Origin of the sequence: Aeromonas sp. R1-2 (assembly GCF_040908505.1) — a bacterium.
Taxonomy (GTDB): domain Bacteria; phylum Pseudomonadota; class Gammaproteobacteria; order Enterobacterales; family Aeromonadaceae; genus Aeromonas; species Aeromonas veronii.
Genome location: NZ_JBFODU010000023.1, coordinates 1 through 19,133, shown reverse-complemented (window position 1 = coordinate 19,133; position 19,133 = coordinate 1). Strand labels below are relative to the sequence as shown.

20 protein-coding genes are annotated in these 19,133 nt (G+C 57.7%); 6 read left to right on the top strand and 14 right to left on the bottom strand.

What is annotated here, in order from left to right; genetic code table 11:
• Nucleotides 1-5 precede the first annotated feature (5 nt).
• The 3 genes from cysN (at nt 6) to cysC (ending at nt 3,884) form a co-directional block, all read left to right on the top strand.
• A complete protein-coding gene (cysN, locus tag AB5Y76_RS08980; RefSeq protein ID WP_184235738.1) occupies nt 6-1,433 on the top strand; it encodes a sulfate adenylyltransferase subunit CysN in 1,428 nt (475 codons plus the stop codon).
• Nucleotides 1,434-1,437: 4 nt separating this feature from the next.
• On the top strand, nt 1,438-3,162 hold the full coding sequence (locus tag AB5Y76_RS08975) for an SLC13 family permease (protein WP_263718332.1): 1,725 nt from the start codon (nt 1,438-1,440) through the stop codon (nt 3,160-3,162).
• 131 nt (nt 3,163-3,293) lie between these two features.
• On the top strand, nt 3,294-3,884 hold the full coding sequence (gene cysC / locus AB5Y76_RS08970; RefSeq protein WP_263718333.1) for an adenylyl-sulfate kinase: 591 nt from the start codon (nt 3,294-3,296) through the stop codon (nt 3,882-3,884).
• A 462-nt stretch (nt 3,885-4,346) separates the two neighbouring features.
• Here cysC and AB5Y76_RS08965 read toward each other — a convergent pair whose 3' ends face one another.
• From AB5Y76_RS08965 to AB5Y76_RS08915, 11 genes are all read right to left on the bottom strand, one after another.
• On the bottom strand, nt 4,347-5,258 hold the full coding sequence (locus AB5Y76_RS08965; RefSeq protein ID WP_263718334.1) for a hypothetical protein: 912 nt from the start codon (nt 5,256-5,258) through the stop codon (nt 4,347-4,349).
• A 347-nt stretch (nt 5,259-5,605) separates the two neighbouring features.
• Nucleotides 5,606-5,965, bottom strand: coding sequence for a hypothetical protein (locus AB5Y76_RS08960; RefSeq protein ID WP_216956337.1), 360 nt, complete (start codon nt 5,963-5,965; stop codon nt 5,606-5,608).
• Nucleotides 5,966-6,369: 404 nt separating this feature from the next.
• Complete coding sequence (locus AB5Y76_RS08955) at nt 6,370-8,007, bottom strand: PAS domain-containing methyl-accepting chemotaxis protein (protein WP_263718335.1); 1,638 nt, start codon at nt 8,005-8,007, stop codon at nt 6,370-6,372.
• A gap of 276 nt (nt 8,008-8,283) precedes the next feature.
• A complete protein-coding gene (locus AB5Y76_RS08950) occupies nt 8,284-9,144 on the bottom strand; it encodes a TIGR03899 family protein (RefSeq protein ID WP_042079971.1) in 861 nt (286 codons plus the stop codon).
• Nucleotides 9,145-9,248: 104 nt separating this feature from the next.
• Nucleotides 9,249-9,722, bottom strand: coding sequence for a DUF3299 domain-containing protein (locus tag AB5Y76_RS08945; RefSeq protein WP_026034852.1), 474 nt, complete (start codon nt 9,720-9,722; stop codon nt 9,249-9,251).
• 32 nt (nt 9,723-9,754) lie between these two features.
• Nucleotides 9,755-11,002: an ABC transporter permease gene (locus tag AB5Y76_RS08940; protein WP_263718336.1), complete on the bottom strand. Its 1,248-nt coding sequence runs from the start codon at nt 11,000-11,002 to the stop codon at nt 9,755-9,757.
• Nucleotides 10,996-11,685 carry an ABC transporter ATP-binding protein gene (locus tag AB5Y76_RS08935; RefSeq protein WP_005354693.1) on the bottom strand — a complete coding sequence of 230 codons (690 nt, stop codon included), beginning with the start codon at nt 11,683-11,685 and terminating at the stop codon, nt 10,996-10,998. The genes AB5Y76_RS08940 and AB5Y76_RS08935 overlap by 7 nt, the downstream gene beginning before the upstream one ends.
• A 4-nt stretch (nt 11,686-11,689) precedes the next feature.
• Nucleotides 11,690-12,304, bottom strand: coding sequence for a DUF2796 domain-containing protein (locus AB5Y76_RS08930; RefSeq protein ID WP_368177712.1), 615 nt, complete (start codon nt 12,302-12,304; stop codon nt 11,690-11,692).
• Between the two features lie 32 nt (nt 12,305-12,336).
• Nucleotides 12,337-12,636: a DUF2607 family protein gene (locus AB5Y76_RS08925; RefSeq protein WP_199427620.1), complete on the bottom strand. Its 300-nt coding sequence runs from the start codon at nt 12,634-12,636 to the stop codon at nt 12,337-12,339.
• A gap of 44 nt (nt 12,637-12,680) precedes the next feature.
• The gene (locus AB5Y76_RS08920; RefSeq protein ID WP_005343253.1) at nt 12,681-13,223 is read right to left on the bottom strand and encodes a YtfJ family protein; all 543 of its coding nucleotides are present in this window, start codon (nt 13,221-13,223) and stop codon (nt 12,681-12,683) included.
• Between the two features lie 220 nt (nt 13,224-13,443).
• Nucleotides 13,444-14,334, bottom strand: coding sequence for a hypothetical protein (locus AB5Y76_RS08915; RefSeq protein WP_005354684.1), 891 nt, complete (start codon nt 14,332-14,334; stop codon nt 13,444-13,446).
• A 139-nt stretch (nt 14,335-14,473) separates the two neighbouring features.
• Between AB5Y76_RS08915 and AB5Y76_RS08910 the strand changes: the two genes are divergently transcribed.
• Nucleotides 14,474-14,821, top strand: a complete 348-nt coding sequence (locus AB5Y76_RS08910; RefSeq protein ID WP_201904453.1) for a hypothetical protein — start codon at nt 14,474-14,476, stop codon at nt 14,819-14,821.
• Between the two features lie 28 nt (nt 14,822-14,849).
• Here AB5Y76_RS08910 and ppa read toward each other — a convergent pair whose 3' ends face one another.
• The 3 genes from ppa to AB5Y76_RS08895 form a co-directional block, all read right to left on the bottom strand.
• Nucleotides 14,850-15,380: an inorganic diphosphatase gene (gene ppa / locus AB5Y76_RS08905; RefSeq protein ID WP_005335667.1), complete on the bottom strand. Its 531-nt coding sequence runs from the start codon at nt 15,378-15,380 to the stop codon at nt 14,850-14,852.
• A 216-nt stretch (nt 15,381-15,596) separates the two neighbouring features.
• A complete protein-coding gene (locus AB5Y76_RS08900) occupies nt 15,597-17,177 on the bottom strand; it encodes a DUF3369 domain-containing protein (RefSeq protein WP_263718338.1) in 1,581 nt (526 codons plus the stop codon).
• 109 nt (nt 17,178-17,286) lie between these two features.
• Nucleotides 17,287-18,168: a LysR family transcriptional regulator gene (locus AB5Y76_RS08895; RefSeq protein ID WP_005354677.1), complete on the bottom strand. Its 882-nt coding sequence runs from the start codon at nt 18,166-18,168 to the stop codon at nt 17,287-17,289.
• Between the two features lie 157 nt (nt 18,169-18,325).
• Here AB5Y76_RS08895 and AB5Y76_RS08890 point away from each other — a divergent pair, with 157 nt between their 5' ends.
• Both AB5Y76_RS08890 and AB5Y76_RS08885 read left to right on the top strand, forming a co-directional pair.
• On the top strand, nt 18,326-18,712 hold the full coding sequence (locus AB5Y76_RS08890; RefSeq protein WP_005335660.1) for a multidrug efflux SMR transporter: 387 nt from the start codon (nt 18,326-18,328) through the stop codon (nt 18,710-18,712).
• Nucleotides 18,709-19,029, top strand: coding sequence for an SMR family transporter (locus tag AB5Y76_RS08885; protein WP_005335659.1), 321 nt, complete (start codon nt 18,709-18,711; stop codon nt 19,027-19,029). Before AB5Y76_RS08890 ends, AB5Y76_RS08885 begins: the two co-directional genes overlap by 4 nt.
• Nucleotides 19,030-19,133: the final 104 nt, after the last annotated feature.

The following is a 19,133-nucleotide window of genomic DNA, read 5'->3' as shown; positions in this document are numbered from 1 at the left end:
TCAGCATGAACAGCCATATTCAGACCGCCATCACCGAACAGGGCATCGAAGCCTATCTGCACGCCCAGCAGCACAAGAGTCTGCTGCGTTTTCTCACCTGCGGCAGCGTGGATGACGGCAAGAGCACCCTTATCGGTCGCCTGCTGCACGACTCCCAGCAGATTTATGAAGATCAGCTCAAAGCGCTGGAGTCCGACAGCCAGAAGCTCGGCACCACCGGCGAGAAGCTGGACTTGGCACTGCTGGTCGACGGCCTGCAAGCGGAGCGCGAGCAGGGCATCACCATCGACGTGGCCTACCGCTATTTCTCCACCGCCAAGCGCAAATTTATCATCTCGGATACCCCTGGCCATGAGCAGTACACCCGCAACATGGCGACCGGCGCCTCCACCTGCGATCTGGCCATCATTCTGATCGACGCTCGCAAAGGGGTGCTGGATCAGACCCGTCGCCACAGCTTTATTGCGAGCCTGCTAGGCATCAAGCAGTTCGTAGTGGCGGTCAACAAGATGGATCTGGTGGAGTTCAGTCAGGAGGTGTTCGAGCGTATCAGTGCCGATTACCGCGAGTTCGCCAAAAAGCTCAGCGTCGACACTATCCATATCGTGCCGGTCTCGGCGCTGGACGGTGACAACGTGGTCAACCCGAGCGACAAGCTGGCTTGGTACGAAGGCGAAACCCTGCTGGCGCTGCTGGAGTCTGCGGAAGTGGAGCGCGAGCTGGAGCGCCATCCGGTACGCCTGCCGGTGCAGTATGTGAACCGCCCCAACCTCGATTTTCGCGGCTTCGCGGGGACGCTCGCCTCCGGTATCCTGCGGGTGGGCGACAAGCTGGCGGTGCTGCCGTCGGGCAAGGAGAGCACGGTCACCCGCATCGTCACCTTCGACGGGGATCTGGAGTACGCTCTGCCGGGTCAGGCCATCACGGTCACCTTCGCCGACGAGATTGACATCAGCCGCGGCGACCTGCTGGTGGATGCCGCCAAGCGGCCGCAAGTGACCCAGAATGTGCTGGCCCATATCGTCTGGATGGGGGAGGAGTCCCTGCAACCGGGTCGGGTCTACGACGTCAAACTGGCCACCAAGAAGAGTCGCGGTCAGGTGGAGGCCATCCGCCACCGCATCGAGATCAACAAGCTCGACGAGCTGCCCGCGAGTGAACTCAAGCTCAACGAGATCGGCCTGTGCGAGCTGAGCCTCACCGACCCGGTGGCGTTCGACCCGTATCAGGAGATCCGCGATACCGGCAGCTTTATCCTGATCGACCGGCTGACCAACGTCACCGTCGGCGCCGGCATGATAGTGGAAGGCTTGGCCGCCAAAGCGGTAAAAGGGCACTACAGCGAGTTTGAGATCGAGCTCAACGCCCTGGTGCGCAAGCACTTCCCGCACTGGCAAGCCCTTGCCATCGGTAACGACACAAGCAAGGAGTAAGCCCATGACCTGGCAACAATTCCTGGTGCTGGGTCTGCTGGCTGCTCTCGTGGCCCTGCTGATCCAGGGCAAACTCCGCCCGGCGCTGCTCTTCTCGGGCGCCGTGCTCATCACCTACCTGAGCGGGCTGGCGGATATCAACGCCGTGGTGGCGGGTTACACCAACAGTGCCCTGCTGACGCTGGTGCTGTTGCTGCTGGTGTCGCTGGCGGTGGAGAAGACCCGCATCATGAGCTGGTTCGCCAATCTGGTGGGCACGGGTTCATTCAACAAGGTGCTGGTGAAGGTGTGGTTCTCCACCGCCTTCCTGTCGGCCTTCGTCAACAATACCGCCGTGGTGGCCTCCATGCTGGGAGCGGTCAAACGCAACCCCAACCATGCGCCGTCGCGACTGCTGCTGCCTATGTGCTTCGCGGCCACCTTTGGCGGGGTGCTGACCCTGATCGGCACCTCCACCAACCTTATCGTCAACAGCTTCCTCATCAAGATGGGGGCGCCGCCGCTCGGCATGTTCGACTTCTTTATGGTGGGGGCGGGTACCCTGCTGACCGGTCTGGTGGCCGTGCTGCTGTTTGCCCGTCACCTGCCGGAGCAGGATACCGAGATGAGCCGCGAATCCGGCTATTTTCTCGAAGCCAAGGTGGGCGCCGGTTCACCGCTGGCGGGGCGCAGCGTCAAGGAGAACGGCCTGCGCAGCCTGAAAAGCCTCTATCTGGCGGAAATCATTCGCGGCGATCAGGTGATCTGCCCGGTGCAGCCGGAACACGAGCTGCACGAAGGGGACGTGCTGCTGTTTTGCGGCGATGTGGAGAGTGTCGGCGTGTTGCAGGAGATGAAGGGGCTGGCTCTCTACGGTCAGCACCGCCTCAACGGCCAGCATCTGGTGGAGGTGATCGTCAGCCACAGCTCGCGGCTGGTGGGTCAGACCATCAAGGATGCGGAATTTCGCACCCACTTCGATGCGGTGGTGCTGGCGGTGCGCCGCGGCGAAACCCAGCTTACCGGTGGCCTCGGCCAGATTGAGTTGCATGCCGGTGATACCCTGCTGCTGGCCCCCGGCCCCCAGTTTGCCCGCAACAAATCGCTGGGGCGGGAGTTTGTGGTGGTGAGCGGGCTGGAAGCCTCTACCCGCCTCGATGGCAAGCGCAGCGCCGCCGTGGTGCTGGGGTTTCTCGGGGTGCTGGCGCTCTCTGTGTTTGATCTGGTGCCGCTGTTCAAGGGGTTGCTGCTGATGCTGGTGGCGCTGCTGCTCACCCGCATTCTGACCCTGGACGAGATCCGCCGCCGCTTTCCGCTGGATATCTGGCTGGTGGTGGGCGGGGCGCTCGCCATCGCCGATCAGCTGGAAAAAAGCGGGCTGGCCAAGCTCATCGCCGACTGGCTGATGGGGGAGTTCAACGGCGCCAGCCCCATCATCGCCTTTATCGGTATCTATCTGTTTACGCTGGTGCTGACCGAGCTGATGAGCAACAACGCCGCCGCTGCGCTGGCCTTCCCCATGGGTTACCAGCTGGCGCTCAGCATGGATGTCTCGACCATGCCGTTTATTCTGGCGGTGCTGTTCGGGGCGAGCTCCAGCTTTATCCTGCCCTACGGCTACCAGACCAACCTGATGGTCTATGCCGCGGGCAACTACAAGATGCCGGACTACCTCAAGCTGGCTCTGCCGGTTTCGCTGGCCTATAGCCTCGGGGTGATTGTGATGGTGCCCCTGCTGTTTCCGTTTTAAGGCGTATCAAGGAGTGCAGGATAAGCAATGCCATGGCATCAGCACGTTGTCGGCTGATAGCCCGAGGCGGGCTCCCCGTGGTGCCGGACAGTTTAAGTTTTGAGGCGTGAGCGCCAATTAAGGAGTGTTGGATGAGCAATATCGTGTGGCACAAGCATGCCGTCGACAAACAGAGCCGGGCCGAGCTTAAAGGGCAAAAACCGCTGGTGATCTGGTTTACCGGGCTGTCGGGGGCGGGTAAATCGACTCTGGCGGGGGCGCTGGAGCAGGCGCTGGCCGCTGAGGGCAAGCACACCTATCTGCTGGATGGGGACAATGTGCGCCACGGCCTCTGTGGCGATCTCGGTTTCGATGATGCCGCGCGGCAGGAGAATATCCGCCGGGTCGGCGAGGTGGCAAAACTGATGGTGGATGCGGGCCTTATCGTGCTCACCGCCTTTATCTCGCCGTTCCGAGCCGAGCGGGAGCTGGTGCGCAGTCTCTTGGGTGAAGGGGAGTTTGTCGAAGTCTTTGTCGATGCACCGCTCGCCATCTGTGAAGAGCGCGACCCGAAAGGGCTCTATAAAAAAGCGCGGGCAGGGGAAATTCGCAATTTTACCGGTATCGACTCCGCCTATGAGGCACCGGAGCAGCCGGAAATCCATCTGCTGAATGCCGGTAAACCGGTGGATACGCTGGTGGATGAGCTGCTGACCGCCCTGCGGCAGGGGAACTATCTGTAATTGGATCGGAAGAACCTATCACAAGCGCCCGGCGGTCGTTAAGTTGACCACCACTGGCGCAGATGGGCAGGCGGCCGCCACTATAAGCAAAATTTGGATCATTAGCGGAAAACCAATAAATCCAGCTTATAGTGGTACCGATTAGCCTTAAGCCCCCCCAAAGCGGTCGATAGCAACCCCACAAGAGGATCTTCCGATCCTTGCTTAAATCGCGGTGGAGTTATTCGCGATTGTCCGAATACGCTGCGCTATTCGAACCTACGGGCTAAATGAGCTTGAACTGAAGGTGACTCTTCGGTCACGCTAATAACTTGACTTTCTGTCATTTATTTTTAATATCTCCCAAATTAAAAGCTAAAGAAAAGTACATAACGCCCACCTTAAGCGGTGAGTAATAGTTGGCTAAAATGTGTAGCGAAGCGGAACCGAGCCAACTGTTGCGAATTCGTCTCTAAGGCTTTGTTAAATATATTCTTCCAAGTACTGCTCTAAATCAGATAACCGACGAAGTACTGCTGCCTTAGTTTTAAATCGATTACGTAGCAGCATATCGTATAAATGTTTCTCTCCAACAATCACATCACAGTATTGAGAAGCCAATGCCACCCCTCCCCAGTCTTCAAGATCTGTTGGTTTAGGGTTATAGTTTGGATTATTGAGAACTTGTCGATGCATATGAACTTCTAACGTTCTAGACGGCATGCTATCAATAAAGCTGGTTATAACTTCTACTCCCAAACCAATAAAATCATCAAATGGGATGCTCCAGTAATTTAATACTTCGGATAGCGGATCTATAATGTCAGATAACGCAATGGCATATAACGTATTGTCCCAATCTTTTCGAGGAACCGTTTGACGCATTTCACTGACTTTTCGTAAATGATCTTGAAATTTTCCGTTGTGCTCAGTTTTGTGGAAACCACCAATCCGATGACCAACAATCTCTTCACCTGTTAATGCTGCACGCGCGATCAAATCTGGAACCATCATGGTTGGATATTTAAATTCAAGTGCATCACCATAAACGTGCTTAATACCGTTACCAAACAACTTAAAGCTGCGAGGCTTAACATGATTGAAGATTTTACTTAATGCACAATCCAGCTCGTATACCACGATAGATTTATAAGGTGCTAAAGTCACCCCTTTCGAGTAATCAAACATTACTCTCCCCAATCTCTCACGGCGTCCAGCATTAGCTATAGTACTGGTTTCAATATAATGAATACTTGACAATGGTAAAACAATATCGCCAGATTCTAGTTTTTTCTGGATTAGCCTTAATAGACGAACAGACTCAGGACGTTTATCTTTTCCATGATGAATTTTCGCCAAATCAATCCAAATATTTTGATCTAAGTAAATGTGCATAAATCTGTTGGCTATTTAACGATTAAGCTAATGGGCGGCCAAAAGCGCAGCTTTTGGACGTCCAGCGAACGAAGTGAACGGAAGTTGAGCGCATTGTTAGGCTTGCGATTCTCGGTTTTTAGCCATGCGCCAGTGAAACCAGTAAACACATATATCGACGATCTCGTATGTTGGGCTAAAAAGCGTAGGTTGGTGCTGAACGAAGTGAAGCCCAACGTTTATCGCGAAACGTATCTAAAAATTTGTGTTCTCGATCGGCCCAATCCATCTTTATCCCGCTCTGGTTGAGGTGATAATGCTCGTTTGTTGGGCTTCGCTACGCTCTGCGCCAACCTACAAGAGCGAGGCTACCGAGTATAAATATCGGAACGCTCATTTATTTTACCTAGACGAACTAACCTGGAGGCAATGGAACCTTTTGTTCTTTTATGGATTCTTGATAATTCATCAACACCTAAGCCTGAATCAAAGCTATTTGCCAATAGCTCATCTTCGTCTGGCTTCCACGGCTTCCCAGCATTTTCTGGTAAATCAGATTTACGCTTTTCAGAAATGATTGATGCTTCGAGGCTCTGTTTTGCGATAAATAAAGCTCGAATGACTTTCGGCTGATTGAAGCAGCTTTCTTCAGATAACTCTTCACCGGTTTCAGGATTAACACCTTCTGACAATGCTGAGATGATTTCTAAAGCCTTAATGACATCCATATTTTTCCCTTTAACGCTGAAGAACTTGTCTGTTGGTCTTTGCTACGCGCTGTGCCAACTTACAAAAACCACGCTACCGCCCCTGAATGTCAGCCTCCAGTCTGCTACTTGTTACCTGCGTTTTGGCACTGGTTTGGCTCATGGCTGACTCCTGCAAGAGGTTGCCAAGCGGCTATGTTACCGAATGGGGCTGCGGAAGAAAGTAGATGTGGAAAATTTCCTGAGCAAGATCAACAAACTACTCAGTTACGGGGGCGATATGAATTTTCAACAGATGCGTCCATCAGAGCTGGGGAAAATCGGACGGTGAAAGCGGGAGTATCGCCTCTTGTTGGTAGACACTAAAAAACCCTATGTGCCCTTGGGCCCATAGGGTTTTTCTGCGGTGATTGTTTGGGTAGTGGTTATCTGGCTTGGCGTACCGGCACGGCGCGGGTGGTGGCCACTTCGTAGCGGCTCTGGCTTGTCGGAGCGCCCTTCTGGAACTGGCGTACCAGCCGGTCTAGATCGCTCAACTGGTTTACCAGCTGGGTGATGCCGTGCACGGCGTGCTGGCTGCCGACGCTGGAGTCATCGGCCAGGGTCTTGATGCTGAGTACGTTGCGGTTGATCTCTGCGGTGACGTGGAACTGCTCCTGTACCGCCTGGGCAATCTGGCTGCTGCCGGAGGCGACCTGCTGCAGCATATCGTTGATCTGCTGGAGTATGGTGCCGGTCGCCGAGGCTTTTTGCTGGCAGCTTTCGGAGAGTTGGCAGCCCTTCTCCATCGCCTGTTCTGCATCCCCGGCGCTGGTTTGCAGCTCGGTGATCATCTTCTGGATCTCGCTGGTCGAGGATTGGGTCTTGATGGCGAGGGTGCGGATCTCATCGGCCACCACCGAGAAGCCGCGACCCGCTTCGCCAGCCCGGGCCGCTTCGATGGCGGCGTTGAGGGCCAGCAGGTTGGTCTGGTTGGCGATGTTGTTGATCACATCGAGGATGCCATCGATATCGCGGCAGTGGCCGACCAGCGCACTGATCACGCTCTTGGAGGTGGTCAGCTCGCTGTTCATGCCTGCCACGGCAGCCACGGTTTCGGCCACGCTACTGTTGCCGCTCTTGAACAGCACGGCCGTTTCATCCAGCAGGCTGGAGGAGTCTGTCGAACTTTGCGACACCTCGCGAATGGATTCCGACATCTCGGTCACGGCAGTGGCTACCTGATTGGTTTCGGCCTGCTGCTGTTGCAGGTTGTCGGTGATGGATTCGGCGTTGCGCAGATCCCCTTCGGCGGCCTGCAGGATCTTGCTACAAGTCTGCTGGGTGCGGGCCAGCACGGCGTTGAACTCGGCCTGATTCATCACCATCGAGAGTTCGATGGCGGCGATGTTGTCCACCTTGTTGGTGTAGAGCAGCTGCATCAGCGGGTTGTCAAAGCGGCTGCGGGCCATCTTGTTGAGCTTGCCGAGGCGGCGGGAGAGGGCATTCAGGGTGATGGCCGCTATCGCCAGCGGCAGGGCGACCAGCGCCAGTTGCCAGTTCATGTCGTGGTTGTAGCCCAGCGCAAACATGGCGAGCAGGCTCAGCAGCAGACAGAGGTTGATGGTCAGGGTATGGGAGAAGGTGGGCAACTTGAGCGCCAGCGGCAGCTTGTTGTTGCGAAGGTCGGCATAGACCTTCTCGGCCCGCTGTTTGATCTCCTCGCTCGGGGCGGTGCGCACCGACTGATACTCCACCACCCGGCCGCTGGCATCCTTGATGGGGGTGACAAAGGCGCTGACCCAGTAGTGATCGCCACTCTTGCAGCGATTTTTCACCGGCCCCATCCAGCTCTTGCCTTCGCGAATATGGTTCCACAGATCGGCAAAGGCCTGTTTCGGCATGTCAGGATGACGCACCAGATTGTGGTGTTCCCCCACCAGCTCGTCGAGCGAGAAGCCTGCAATCTCGCAGAACTCCTCGTTGGCGTAGGTGATGCGGCTCTCCAGATCCGTGGTGGAAATCAGGCTCTGGTGGTCTGGATAGAGACGTTCTCTTTGGGTAACCGGTTGATTGATTCTCATGGCCTTGCTCCCGAGCTGTGATGGTTAAGTTTTGATCTGCATCAAGACATGTGCAAAGGGCGGGCCAGCTGGCAAAAGCTAATGATTGATGTGTTATTAGTGTCGTTTTGGCAGGAAAAGATCGTTGCTGTTTGCAATATGCAACGGATCTGACGGGGTGTGTCTCTGCGGCATCTGCAATTTGCAACCAATTCTGGACAAGTCCATAAGCTTGGAGCCAGCAGCTTGATGCGAAGGAACCACGAACCGACGGGGCATCAGCTGCCCCGCCAGAGCTCAGGGGAGAGGGTCGGGAGCGGGTGAGGAGGGGGTGCTGACGAGCTGCATCACTTCAATCTGGATCCCCTGCACCAGCACGGTTTTCAGATCCTGCAGGTACTCCTCGAGCGGCGACTCTTGCAGCAGCTGGGCGAGCTCGTTGCCCACCGGGGTGAGGCGGTAGTAGAGGAGGGTGATGTTGTTCTGCTTGCACTGCAGCCGCCAGCGCTGGTTGCCAAACTCCAGCTCGACCCCATCGGCGGGCAGTGGGCCGGACTCCAGCTCCGCGCGATGCAGCAGCCCGAGCTCAAACAGTTGCAGTAGGGCGTTGTAGGGCAGTCGGTATTTGCCAAGGCCAAGGCGGGTTGCCTTGGCACGACTCAGCAGGGTGGCCCCCTTGTGCAGCCCCAGCAGCAGTCGCTGCTCGTCGCTGCCGGTGTAGTGGCAGGTCAGTGAACAGATGCGCTGGAACAGCTGGGCCTCGCGCTGGGTCATCTCTTTGAGGGTGGCGAGCGCCCGGATGGAGAAGCGGCCCGGGGTGGCGACTTCCAGCGCGAAGATCCGCCCCCACAGCTGCTGCATCGGCACCATGCTGATATCTTCCGCCAGTTGCAGGAAGCGGGTCAGCCAGTCGCTGTCCATCTCGCCGCCAGCCGCGGTCTCTTCACAGTGGCGGGAGGCCATCACCATGATGGCTTCCAGATTGCGCTGGCGGGCGGCCTGATCCGCCAGATGGCGAAAGGTGGCGCGCTGTTCGAAGGTGCTGTCGGTATTGCGGGTGAGCATGCCGTCGATACCGCGACTGCGGGCCAGACGCAGGGTCTGCTCCTGGCTGCTCAGGATCGAACTCTCTTTTTTCGGGGGGGGGAGGTCTGCCATGCTGACTCCATTCGCACAGGTTCTGGAGCTGAATGTTACTCCAACCTGGATGCCAAGATAACAAAGCGGCCTCCGTGGAGGCCGCTTTTTTTGCAACGGAAGGATTACTCCTCGTAGACGCTCACCTCGACCGCTTCCATCGAATAGGAGGCGGTGGCCATCTCGTGGCTGGAGCTGACAGTGCGCATCTTGCCCTTCACCCAGATGGCATCCCACAGGTCATCCACCGGCGCACCCTTGGGGTAGCTCACATAGATCACCTGATTGGTGGGGGGCGGCGGCACATGGATGCAGGCGCCGAAGTAGGGCACCAGCAGGAAGGCGGTGATCTTCTTGGCATCCCCTTCCAGCGGCACCACGAAGCCTGGAATGCGCACATCCTGGTTGTCCAGCTTCTTGTTTACCCCGCCCACCGGTTGCGGCACCGACATGGGATCTTCGTGATTGACCTGGGGCGGTGGTAGCAGTTTCTCCCCTTCCGGGATGAGCACATCCCAGTCGATGGTCTTGTAATCGGCGGCCAGGGCGGGCAGCACCAGCAGGCTGGCGAGCAGCGCCACAATTTTCCACTTCATCATCTGTCCTTCTGTTTCTATTTTTGGGCGTCTCGCTAGACGCGAATGCTCATGCCATCGCTCAGGCTGTAGCGGTAAGCGCGGGCAGCAGGGAGCAGGCCAATCACCATGCCTGCCAGCCACACTACCCCCAACAACTGCCACTCGTAGGTGCTCGGCAGCCCCAGACTCAGTTGCAGGCCATAGTGGCTGAGCAGCCAGGGCGAGGCAAGCCCCTGCCCCAGATAGAGCACGGCGACCCCGAGAGCGATACCGACCGTGGTCAGCGTCATGGCCTCCAGCGCCAGCAGCAGGAACAGGTGGGCAGGGCCCGCGCCGAGGGATCGCAAAATAGCGAGTTCCCGGCGCCGCTCGTTAAGCCCAGCCAGCAGGGTAGTGAGCATGCCGATCAGGCCCGCGACTACCACAAAACCGGCGATGACCGATAGGGCGGTTTCCGCCACGCTCATCAGGCTCCACAGCTCCTGCAGGGCGGCGCCCGGCAGGATCGCCATCAGCGGCTCTTTGGGATAGGTGTTGACGCTGCGCTGCAGCTGGAACGCCAGGATCCGGTTGCTCAGTCCCACCATAAAGGCGGTGATGGTTTTCGGGGTGAGATCCTGCGCCAGCGCCTGCTCCGGCGTCACGTTCTTGCTGTGACGGCCGGTATCCCAACCGAGATGGATCGCCTCTATCCCCGCCAGCGGCACATGGATGGTGCGATCGATGGGCGTACCGGTCGGCGCCAGAATACCCACCACCTTGAATGGCAGATTGTCGTGCTGGCTGAACGAGGTGTTGCCAGCGCCGTGGGCGATGACGATGGATTGGTCGAGGTGATAGCCGAGCTTCTCGGCCACCTGAGCGCCGAGTACAGCTTCAAACGGCGTCTCGAACGGCCGCCCTTCCCGCAGTTGCAGCGACTGCTGCTGACCGTACTTCAGGTGGGTGAAGTAGTCGCCATTGGTGCCGAGCACCCTAAATCCCTTGTGGGAGTCACCAAGCGAAAGCGGGATGGTCCAGGCGACGCCCGGTTTCTGTTTGATGGCCTGATAGGAGTCCCACCCCACGTTGTTGGTGGGGTTGCCGATGCGAAACACCGAGTAGAGCAGCAGGTTCACCTGACCGGAGCGGGCGCCGACGATGAGATCGGTACCCGAGACGGTGTTGGAGAAGCTTTCACGGGCCTGGGTGCGCACCCGTTCCACCCCGAGCAACAGGGTGACGCTGATGGCAACGGCCAGCAGGGTGAGCCCGGCGGTGAGGCGACGGGCCCAGAGACTTTGCAGGGCGAGCTTTAGCACGTAGCCCTCCGGTTAAGTTGTTGCAGGTTTTCCACCCGTGGGAACAGGGGTTCGAGGTAAGGATCGTGACTGACGAAGATCAGGGTCGAGCCCTGCTTGTCGCACTCCTCGAACAACAGCTTGATAAAGGCCGCCCGGTTGTCGGTGTCGAGTGCCGAGGTGGGCTCGTCGGCGATCACCAGTGGCGGCGAGCCGATCAGCGCCCGTGCGGCGGCAACCCGCTGCTGCTGGCCAATGCTGAGGGCATGGACGGGGCGATGCAGCGCCTCATCCGGCAGTTGCAGCTCCGCCAGCAGACGGCGCGCCTCCTGCTCCGGACTCCCTTGCAGGCGGGCCCGTTTGGCGGGCGAAAAGGTGAGGGCAGCGGTCACGTTGTCCTGCACCGAAAGAAAGGGCAGCAGATTGAACTGCTGGAAGATATAACCCAGATTGGCCGCCCGGAAGTGGTCACGGGCACGGCCAGAGAGCCGGGCCAATGGTTGGCCCAGCACCTCCAGGGTGCCGTGGTTGGCGGTCTGGATCCCGGCCAGCAACCCGAGCAGGGTCGACTTGCCGGAGCCTGACGGGCCCTTGATAAAGACCCGCTCACCCTCGCGGATGGTGAGGGCGGGCAGATCGAGTACAGCGTCGCCACCTGGCCAAGCAAAGGCCAGATCGCGGATCTCAACCACGGCTTTTTTCATGGCGTTACCAGCTCAGCTTGTTGGCGGACGGGGTCAGCTCGCCAGCGGTCTGGCCAGTGGGCAGGATCCCCTGCACGCTCAGCTTCTCAAGGCTCGGATAGACGCTGAACAGGGTCGCCTCAAGGCCGGTCAGTTTGGCTGGCGTGGCGCAGCTGTAGGTGTACATGGCGCCCATATCGGCGTGACCCGCTTCGTCATGATCATGGTGGTCTTCATGTTTGTCGCTGGCAGCCTTGTCATGGTCATGGTCATGGTCATGGTCATGGTCATGGTCATGGTCATGGTCGTGATCATGCTCTTCTTTGGCGGCTTGCAGCTCCTGCTGGGTCAGTTTGCAGCCAGCGGCCGGGTCGAAGCGGAACAGGGCGTCAGGCTGCTGGAGGCGGGCGACCGCCTTGGCATACTGCGCCTTCTCTTCATCGCTCTTGGCGGCGTGCTCGAAGCCCACCAGATCGGCTGCGGGTGCCTGCAGCTCGATCATCAGCTGGTTGCCATCGACCACCAGATTGAGGTGGCCGTGGCCATGCTCGTGGGCGCCGTGGCTGTGGCTCTCGTGTTCGTCGTGATTTGCGTGTGCGCCAAAGGTGGCTACCGCCAGCAACAGAGTAACTGCTTTCATCTTTAATCCTTTTTTCAAAACAAATAGTGAACTTAAACAAAGGGATAGATAAAAACAGAGGCGGGCGGCGCACGGATGGCATAGCTGTGAAGCGTGGCGGTATCCGCCGAGCGCTGCATGGTTGCAACTGCGGGCAGAACAGAGGTCGAACCGGGGAAACAATAGGGGGTGGCGGTGATGACCTGTTTGCCATCCAGATGGAGGGCGCAAACCAGGCAGTGATGGTCGTCGTGGCCGGGCAGGGCAGATTCAAACTGGTGCCGGGCAAGGGCAGGCTGCAGCCATAACCAGCCCAGCAGCAAGATCCAGATTTTCAGCTTGATACGACCCATAGACCCTTATGGAAAGGGCGCCATCAGCGCCCTTTCTCTCTGACTTAGAGATGGGACTTGATGAGCCCCATCACGGTAGCAATGTTGTTGGCATCGAGCTGGCCATCTTTGGCAAACAGCACCTTGCCCTCTTTATCCAGCAGGATGATCGCCGAGCTTTCCGGCGTCAGATCCCAGGCGTTGCGCGCCATGCCCTTGGCATCCAGCACCATGGCGGACCAGGGGAACTCTTTCTTGCTGTCCTCGGCACTGCTCTTCACGAAGCCGGAGGTGCCCCAGATGGCGTCATTGCTGTTGATGACGGTAACGGTCTGGTACTTGTCTTGCGGCAACTTGGCGGCCTTGATCGCCTCGATCATCGGGGCGTTCAGCTCCTTGGCACTGGAGCGACCGGCAATATGCTGGATCAGGAACACCTTGCCGGTGAGCGAGGTGCTCTGCCACGGCTGGTAACCGATATCCTTGCCGTTCAGTACCAGCTCACCCTTGTCGCTGACATTGACCAGCGGCACCGGGTTGCCATCCTTGAAGTTGTGAGCAAAGACCAGAGATGGCAGCAGCGCCAAAGTAAGTACGAGATGTTTCATCCTGATGACACTCCATTTGTTATGTTATAACGAGTTTCGGATTGAGGGAATGGGCGAGCTTCATCCTAAACTGATCGGATCTGTTTAAAAAGTGTTAAATAAGATCGCAATTCAGAAGCGTCGGCGCCCCGCCAGTCAGGTGGTTGGCTGGCAAGGGCGGCTAGGATGGCATGACATCGATAAAAATCAATGAATTGGCTGCTGGTCTGAGCTGTCTGCGTCAGTAGAGCGACTCGCTGATGAGGGGGATCTTGGCCATGGTCATCTGTTGGGCCAGCAGGGACGAGCCGGTCAGCAGCACATGGCGCTGATTGTTGATCACCACCACATCACCGGGTACGCCGCTGTCTGCCGTAATGGCCAGCCAGGCAGGGGAGACGCTGCCGATGCTGATATCCGGATAGATGATGCTGAGCACATATTGCGGCGCCAGCTCCGCCAGCAGACTGGCCATCAGCAGCGCCTTCTCGTCGCTGTCGGCCTTGTTATCCTGCAACGCCTGCAGCGGCGGCGCGAAGTGATCCAGCTGCTCCGGTTGGGTGGGGATGGCGTTCAGCCACTCCTGTAGCAGGCTGACGCTGGTGGCGAGATCCTTGGCGGCAAATTGCTGCGCCAGTGGCTTGAGATGCCCTTTGAAGTGGTAGAAGAGCTGGGAGTAATCGGGTCGCACGCAAGGCAGTTTGCGATTGGCAGGATGGACGCAGGGGATCACCCTCATCTGGTAGAAGGCATCCTCCTGATACTGCTGGTAGGCTTGCCAAAACAGCAGCGACTCCATGCTGTCGTCCCGCAGGGTGAAGGCCTGCTCCAGATTGCGAAATTTGGTAGCGGTCTCTGGGCTGCTCTGGTTGATCAGGTTGATGCTGTTGTAGAGCCGCGGGCTGATGTAGGCGTAAAGGGTCTCCAGCGGATTGGTGAGGGAAGCCTTTAGCAGGCTCATCTCGTGGCGACTGGCGGCCATCACCTGGTCGTCGGTGGTCAGCTGGAAGTGCTTGCGCTGGCCATCGGTGGATTGCCACTGCCAGCTCATGTTGATCTCGCTGGCGTTGCTTGTGGCGCCAAGGGTGGTGCTGAGAGTGAGGCTGAGCAACAGCGCGGGGGTCAGCTTCATGGTGGTGCTTCCTGCCGTGGACGATAATTAACAACTAGGTGAGCCGGCACCACTTTGGTGATGTTTCGTTTTGTGATCTGGATAACAGATTGATGTGACTTTTAATTTAATTGTGAAATTAAGTCACTCTGGAGGGGTTATGAAGCCTTGGATCATAGTGCTGTTTGGGCTGCTCAGCCTGCCAGCCATGGCGGGTCAGGTGATCGTCAACAAGGGGATGTCCACTGCGGATACCTTTGCCCTGCGTGATCAGCTGGCACGCGAGCACGAATGGCAGGAGTGGCTGCGCTACCAGCAGGCCATCAAGTGGCTGGAGGTGTTGCCGGTCAACTGCGAGCTGATGAGCCAGCCGGGCGGCGGCTATCGCTGTGGCGGTGATTACTATCGTCCCTACCAGAAAGATGGCCGTGAAATATACATTCAGGGCAATCCTGCCGAAGATGCAGCCGGTCAGCTGCCGCAAACACCGACAAAAAAGGCGCCATAAGACGCCTTTTTTACAAACCGGGTGACGCTTACTTGGCAGCGTAACGCTCGGCAGAGGTCTTGATCTCGGCTTCGGCAGCGGCCTTGTCGCCCCAACCTTCCACCTTGACCCATTTGCCCGCTTCCAGCTCTTTGTAGCGCTCGAAGAAGTGCTGGATCTGGGCTTTCAGCAGTTCCGGCAGATCGTTCACATCCTGGATGTGGTCGTACTGCTTGGTCAGCTTGGAGTGCGGTACGGCAACGATCTTGGCATCTTCGCCAGATTCGTCGGTCATCTTCAGCACGCCAACTGGACGGCAGCGAATGACGGAACCGGCCAGCAGCGGGTAGGGGGTCGGAACCAGTACGTCGACGGGGTCACCATCCAGAGAGAGGGTCGCGTTCACGTAGCCGTAGTTGCACGGATAGAACATCGGGGTAGACATGAAGCGATCGACGAAAATAGCACCGCTGTCCTTGTCGACTTCGTATTTGATCGGGTCGGCATTCTGCGGGATTTCGATGATGACATAGATATCGTCGGGCAGGCTCTTGCCGGCCGGTACCAGGTTCAGGCTCATGATAATTCCTTCGTTGTTAGTATCAGGTTTGCAGGCCGATATTATAGCGATGTGATGTTAAATGACCATATTTCAGCGGATATCGCTAACAAAGAAGGGGGATGTTTCCGCTTTGCGGCACTTTGATGTGTGCGGGATGCAACAAAACGGCTGTTTTGATGCCCTGCCGCTGACCTTGGTCACCGGCAGGGCATGTGGAGTTGCGAGCAAAGGGGGTCAGAGCGAGTAGGGGAGTCTCGATTCGTTGACCAGTCGCGACAGGGCTGTCACTACATGAGGGTCAAACTGGGTGCCGGAGCGGGACTGGATATACTCCATGGTCTGCGCCAGCGTCCAGGGCTCCTTGTAGGGGCGCTTGCTGAGCAGGGCATCGAATACATCGACTACCGCCACAATCCGCGCCGACAGGGGTATCTGCTGACCAGACAGCTGATGCGGGTAGCCCTTGCCATCGAAGTGCTCATGGTGGCCCCGAGCGATTTCGGCGCCGAGAGAGAGGTAGCTGGTTCCCTCCACCATTTCGCCCGCCTTGTGCAGGATATTGGCGCCGATACCGGCGTGCTGCTCCATGATGGCCCGCTCTTCCGGGTCGAAACGCCCCGGCTTGTGCAGGATATGATCCGGGGTGCCCACCTTGCCCACATCGTGCAGGATGGAAGCCATACCGATCATTTCGACAAACTCCGGGGTCAGCTGCTCGGGATAGGCCGCCATCTGCTTCAATTCGGCCACGATGGCATCCGAGAGCTTCTGCACCCGTAAGACATGCTCGCCGGTATCGGAGTCGCGAAACTCCGCCAGCGCCGCCAGCGCCACCACGGTGGCCTCTTGGGCGCGCAGCAACTGGTTGTAGAGATAGAGGTTGTCGTAGGCCGCCGATATGCGCTGACAGAAGACATCCAGCAGATCGCACTCGAGAGGATCGAGGGGCTGGGTCGGGGTAAAACTCAACACGAACTCGCGACCATTCTGGGCGGCGATATAGAGTGAATCCTGAGGGTGTTCAAAGCGGTTGCTGCGCGCCGCCAGTGCCTTCAGGACCGAGTCATTGAGGGTGGGAAAGTCGGTGATCTTGCCATCATCCAGCAGAGTCTCGTAGTCGCCGGTGGCGGCGAGGATCTCCAGCCCCTGTTCGCCAGGACGGCGCTCGGCACAGATAGCCCCTTCGGTGCCCACATCGAGAATGGCGCTGATCTGTTTCAGCACGCCAGAGGCAAACTCCTTGAGTGAATGAAGATGGTAGAGATCGCCCGCTCCTTCCAGAATTTTGCCGAGCCCCTGACGGCTCTTGTCGATGGCACTGAGGGTTTCGTATGAACGCAGGGATGCGATGACAGTGGTGTAGAGCTTTTGTACCGTCAGCTCGGTCTTGGTCTTGTAGTCATTGATGTCGTAATCGAGGATCACCCGCTGCTCGGGTGCTTGGCCGGGCTGGCCGGTACGCAGCACGATCCGCACCAGCGAGTTGTGCATTTCGTTGCGGATCCGGTGCACCAGCCGCAGACCTGCGTCTTCTGTCTCCATCACCACATCGAGCAGGATCAGCGCAATCCTGGGATTGGCCTCCAGCATGCGGCCAGCTTCGGCGCCGCTGTAGGCATTGAGCAGCTCCAGCGGACGGGATTTGTAGTGAATGTTGGAGAGGGCCAGGCGGGTGGCATGATGGATATCCGGCTCATCATCCACGATCAGCACTTGCCATGGGTTGAGTGCCTTGGGGACCACGACCTCCTCATCATCGAGTTCGATGATGTCGTCGTCCAGCAAGATATCGTCCTTGTCTTGGGCACTGCTCATATCGGTTACGCCTCCGGCGCTCAATGAGTATGTGAACAGTATGCACGATCACATCCGCTCGGATCATCAGGATAAGTAGATATCGTGAGCTGGCTCCGCCTCTTTATCGCTACTCGAAAGGTTCCAGATACCCCTGGATAGACTTCTTCAACCAGGCCAACACCTTGCCGTGATAGGCGTTTTCCGCCAGATAGACCCCGTAATCCCGCCACTGCAGGCTGAACTTGTGTTTCAGGGTCAGCAGGGAGCCTTGTCGCAGCTGGCTCTGGATCAGTGGCGAGGGGAGCACCGCCCAGCCCAGTCCGTCCAGCACCGCATTGCGCATCAACTCGAAGCTGGAGAGGCCGATATGCTGGCCTCCCACAGGTAGCAGGCTTTTTACCGAAAATTCATCTACATACGAGAGGGTGACCTGGGTGTGATCGGTCAGATCCTGCTGTTTGACCCGCTTCAGTCCGGCCAGCGGATGGCTGGGTGCCACCACCATCAGGGTGCGGATCGGGTTGAGCACGTCGATATTGAGGCCGCTGCGTTCCTGATCTTCGGTAATAAGGCCAAAAGCGGCATCGACGAACCCCTCTTCCACCAGCGCCGGCAGTTCGGGTGGGGAGGCGAGCACCAGCGAGATACTGGTACCGGGAAACTGATTGTGCAGGCTGGCCAGCATCTCGCGCCACACCGGCTCGGGAATCGCGTCATCGCGGGCAACCCGCAGCGCCACTTCGGCCCCCGAGGCGTAATGTTTGCACTTCTGCTGCAGGCTGTTGGCTGCCTGCAGCAGGCGAGTGCAATCATCAAGCACCAGCTCGCCGATCTCGGTCAGGCGACTCTGATTGGCGCCTCGTTCAAAAAGTTCGACGCCAAGCTCAACTTCCAGCGCCGCGATGGCGGTGCTGACGGCGCTGCGGCTTTTGCCGAGGCGACGGGCGGTGTTGGCAATAGAGCCGCTATTGGCTGACTCTACAAAGAGTTCTATCTGATATAGCTTCATGTTTACAGGCCATGGCAGAGTTTTTCACCATCACCTTAGCGTGCCGAACCAAGGCAAGGCAAACCTGTGGCGTCGGAATAGTCGACGCTGAGCGATTGTCGCGAGTTGCTTCTCCCCGTTTACCATCTCTCCCGTCGAAGCAACAAAGGCATCTTATATGTTATTAAGTCGTATGTTTCTGGCCCGGCTGTTTTTGACCGGCGCCATCGTGACCGAGGTCGCCGGTACCTCCAGCATGGCCATGATCCCCGAGCAGGGAGCTGGCTGGATGAATTACATCCCGATGTGGCTGTTGATCGGTTTCTCGTACTGGTTGCTGGCTAAAGCCGCCAAAACAATCTCCATTGGTATTGCGTTTGCGCTCTGGGAGGGGCTCGGGATCACCCTGATCACCATAGTGTCGGTCATGTTCCTTGGTTACGATGTGACCGTTCAGGAGCTGATTGGCCTGGCTCTCGCGATAGTGGGGATTGTTATGGTGACCATGGGAGAGACCCATGATGAGCCTGCAGACAAGTCAGTAGAAGCGGAGGCCACAGCATGAGTCCGTTTGTGATTGTACTGGGTGCCGCACTGATCGATATCGGCGCCAACATGGCTATCAACCGCTCCAAGGGTTTTCGTTACAAGGGGTGGGGCTTCCTGGGGATCATGCTGGTACTCGGCGCCTTTACCCTGCTCTCGGAAGCGGTAAGTGGCGGCCAGATTGACCTGGCTGTTGCCTACGCCACCTGGGGGGCTATCGGCATCGTCGGTACGGCGCTGGGCGGTTTGCTCTTCTTCGGTGAGCGCCTCAAGCCCATCGGCTGGGCTGGCATGATGGTGATGGCGCTGGCTGTCGTTATGCTGACTACCGCCTGATAACCTGAAGTGTCTAGTCCTGAAATAGGTTTACACATTTTCAACTAACATTTCTCTACTCAGAACCCCCTATGTACCGCATCGGGGGTTCTGTATTTCAACGC

Bases quoted from the DNA above. Each gene is read 5' to 3' on its own strand.
- AB5Y76_RS08920 (WP_005343253.1), bottom strand. From the start codon at position 13,223: ATGAAACATCTCGTACTTACTTTGGCGCTGCTGCCATCTCTGGTCTTT.
- AB5Y76_RS08975 (WP_263718332.1), top strand. From the start codon at position 1,438: ATGACCTGGCAACAATTCCTGGTGCTGGGTCTGCTGGCTGCTCTCGTG.
- AB5Y76_RS08960 (WP_216956337.1), bottom strand. From the start codon at position 5,965: ATGGATGTCATTAAGGCTTTAGAAATCATCTCAGCATTGTCAGAAGGT.
- AB5Y76_RS08930 (WP_368177712.1), bottom strand. From the start codon at position 12,304: ATGAAAGCAGTTACTCTGTTGCTGGCGGTAGCCACCTTTGGCGCACAC.
- AB5Y76_RS08890 (WP_005335660.1), top strand. From the start codon at position 18,326: ATGTTATTAAGTCGTATGTTTCTGGCCCGGCTGTTTTTGACCGGCGCC.
- AB5Y76_RS08945 (WP_026034852.1), bottom strand. From the start codon at position 9,722: ATGATGAAGTGGAAAATTGTGGCGCTGCTCGCCAGCCTGCTGGTGCTG.
- AB5Y76_RS08900 (WP_263718338.1), bottom strand. From the start codon at position 17,177: ATGAGCAGTGCCCAAGACAAGGACGATATCTTGCTGGACGACGACATC.
- AB5Y76_RS08910 (WP_201904453.1), top strand. From the start codon at position 14,474: ATGAAGCCTTGGATCATAGTGCTGTTTGGGCTGCTCAGCCTGCCAGCC.
- AB5Y76_RS08955 (WP_263718335.1), bottom strand. From the start codon at position 8,007: ATGAGAATCAATCAACCGGTTACCCAAAGAGAACGTCTCTATCCAGAC.
- AB5Y76_RS08915 (WP_005354684.1), bottom strand. From the start codon at position 14,334: ATGAAGCTGACCCCCGCGCTGTTGCTCAGCCTCACTCTCAGCACCACC.
- AB5Y76_RS08965 (WP_263718334.1), bottom strand. From the start codon at position 5,258: ATGCACATTTACTTAGATCAAAATATTTGGATTGATTTGGCGAAAATT.
- AB5Y76_RS08925 (WP_199427620.1), bottom strand. From the start codon at position 12,636: ATGGGTCGTATCAAGCTGAAAATCTGGATCTTGCTGCTGGGCTGGTTA.
- AB5Y76_RS08895 (WP_005354677.1), bottom strand. From the start codon at position 18,168: ATGAAGCTATATCAGATAGAACTCTTTGTAGAGTCAGCCAATAGCGGC.
- AB5Y76_RS08935 (WP_005354693.1), bottom strand. From the start codon at position 11,685: ATGAAAAAAGCCGTGGTTGAGATCCGCGATCTGGCCTTTGCTTGGCCA.
- AB5Y76_RS08950 (WP_042079971.1), bottom strand. From the start codon at position 9,144: ATGGCAGACCTCCCCCCCCCGAAAAAAGAGAGTTCGATCCTGAGCAGC.
- cysC (WP_263718333.1), top strand. From the start codon at position 3,294: ATGAGCAATATCGTGTGGCACAAGCATGCCGTCGACAAACAGAGCCGG.
- cysN (WP_184235738.1), top strand. From the start codon at position 6: ATGAACAGCCATATTCAGACCGCCATCACCGAACAGGGCATCGAAGCC.
- ppa (WP_005335667.1), bottom strand. From the start codon at position 15,380: ATGAGCCTGAACCTGGTACCGGCCGGCAAGAGCCTGCCCGACGATATC.
- AB5Y76_RS08885 (WP_005335659.1), top strand. From the start codon at position 18,709: ATGAGTCCGTTTGTGATTGTACTGGGTGCCGCACTGATCGATATCGGC.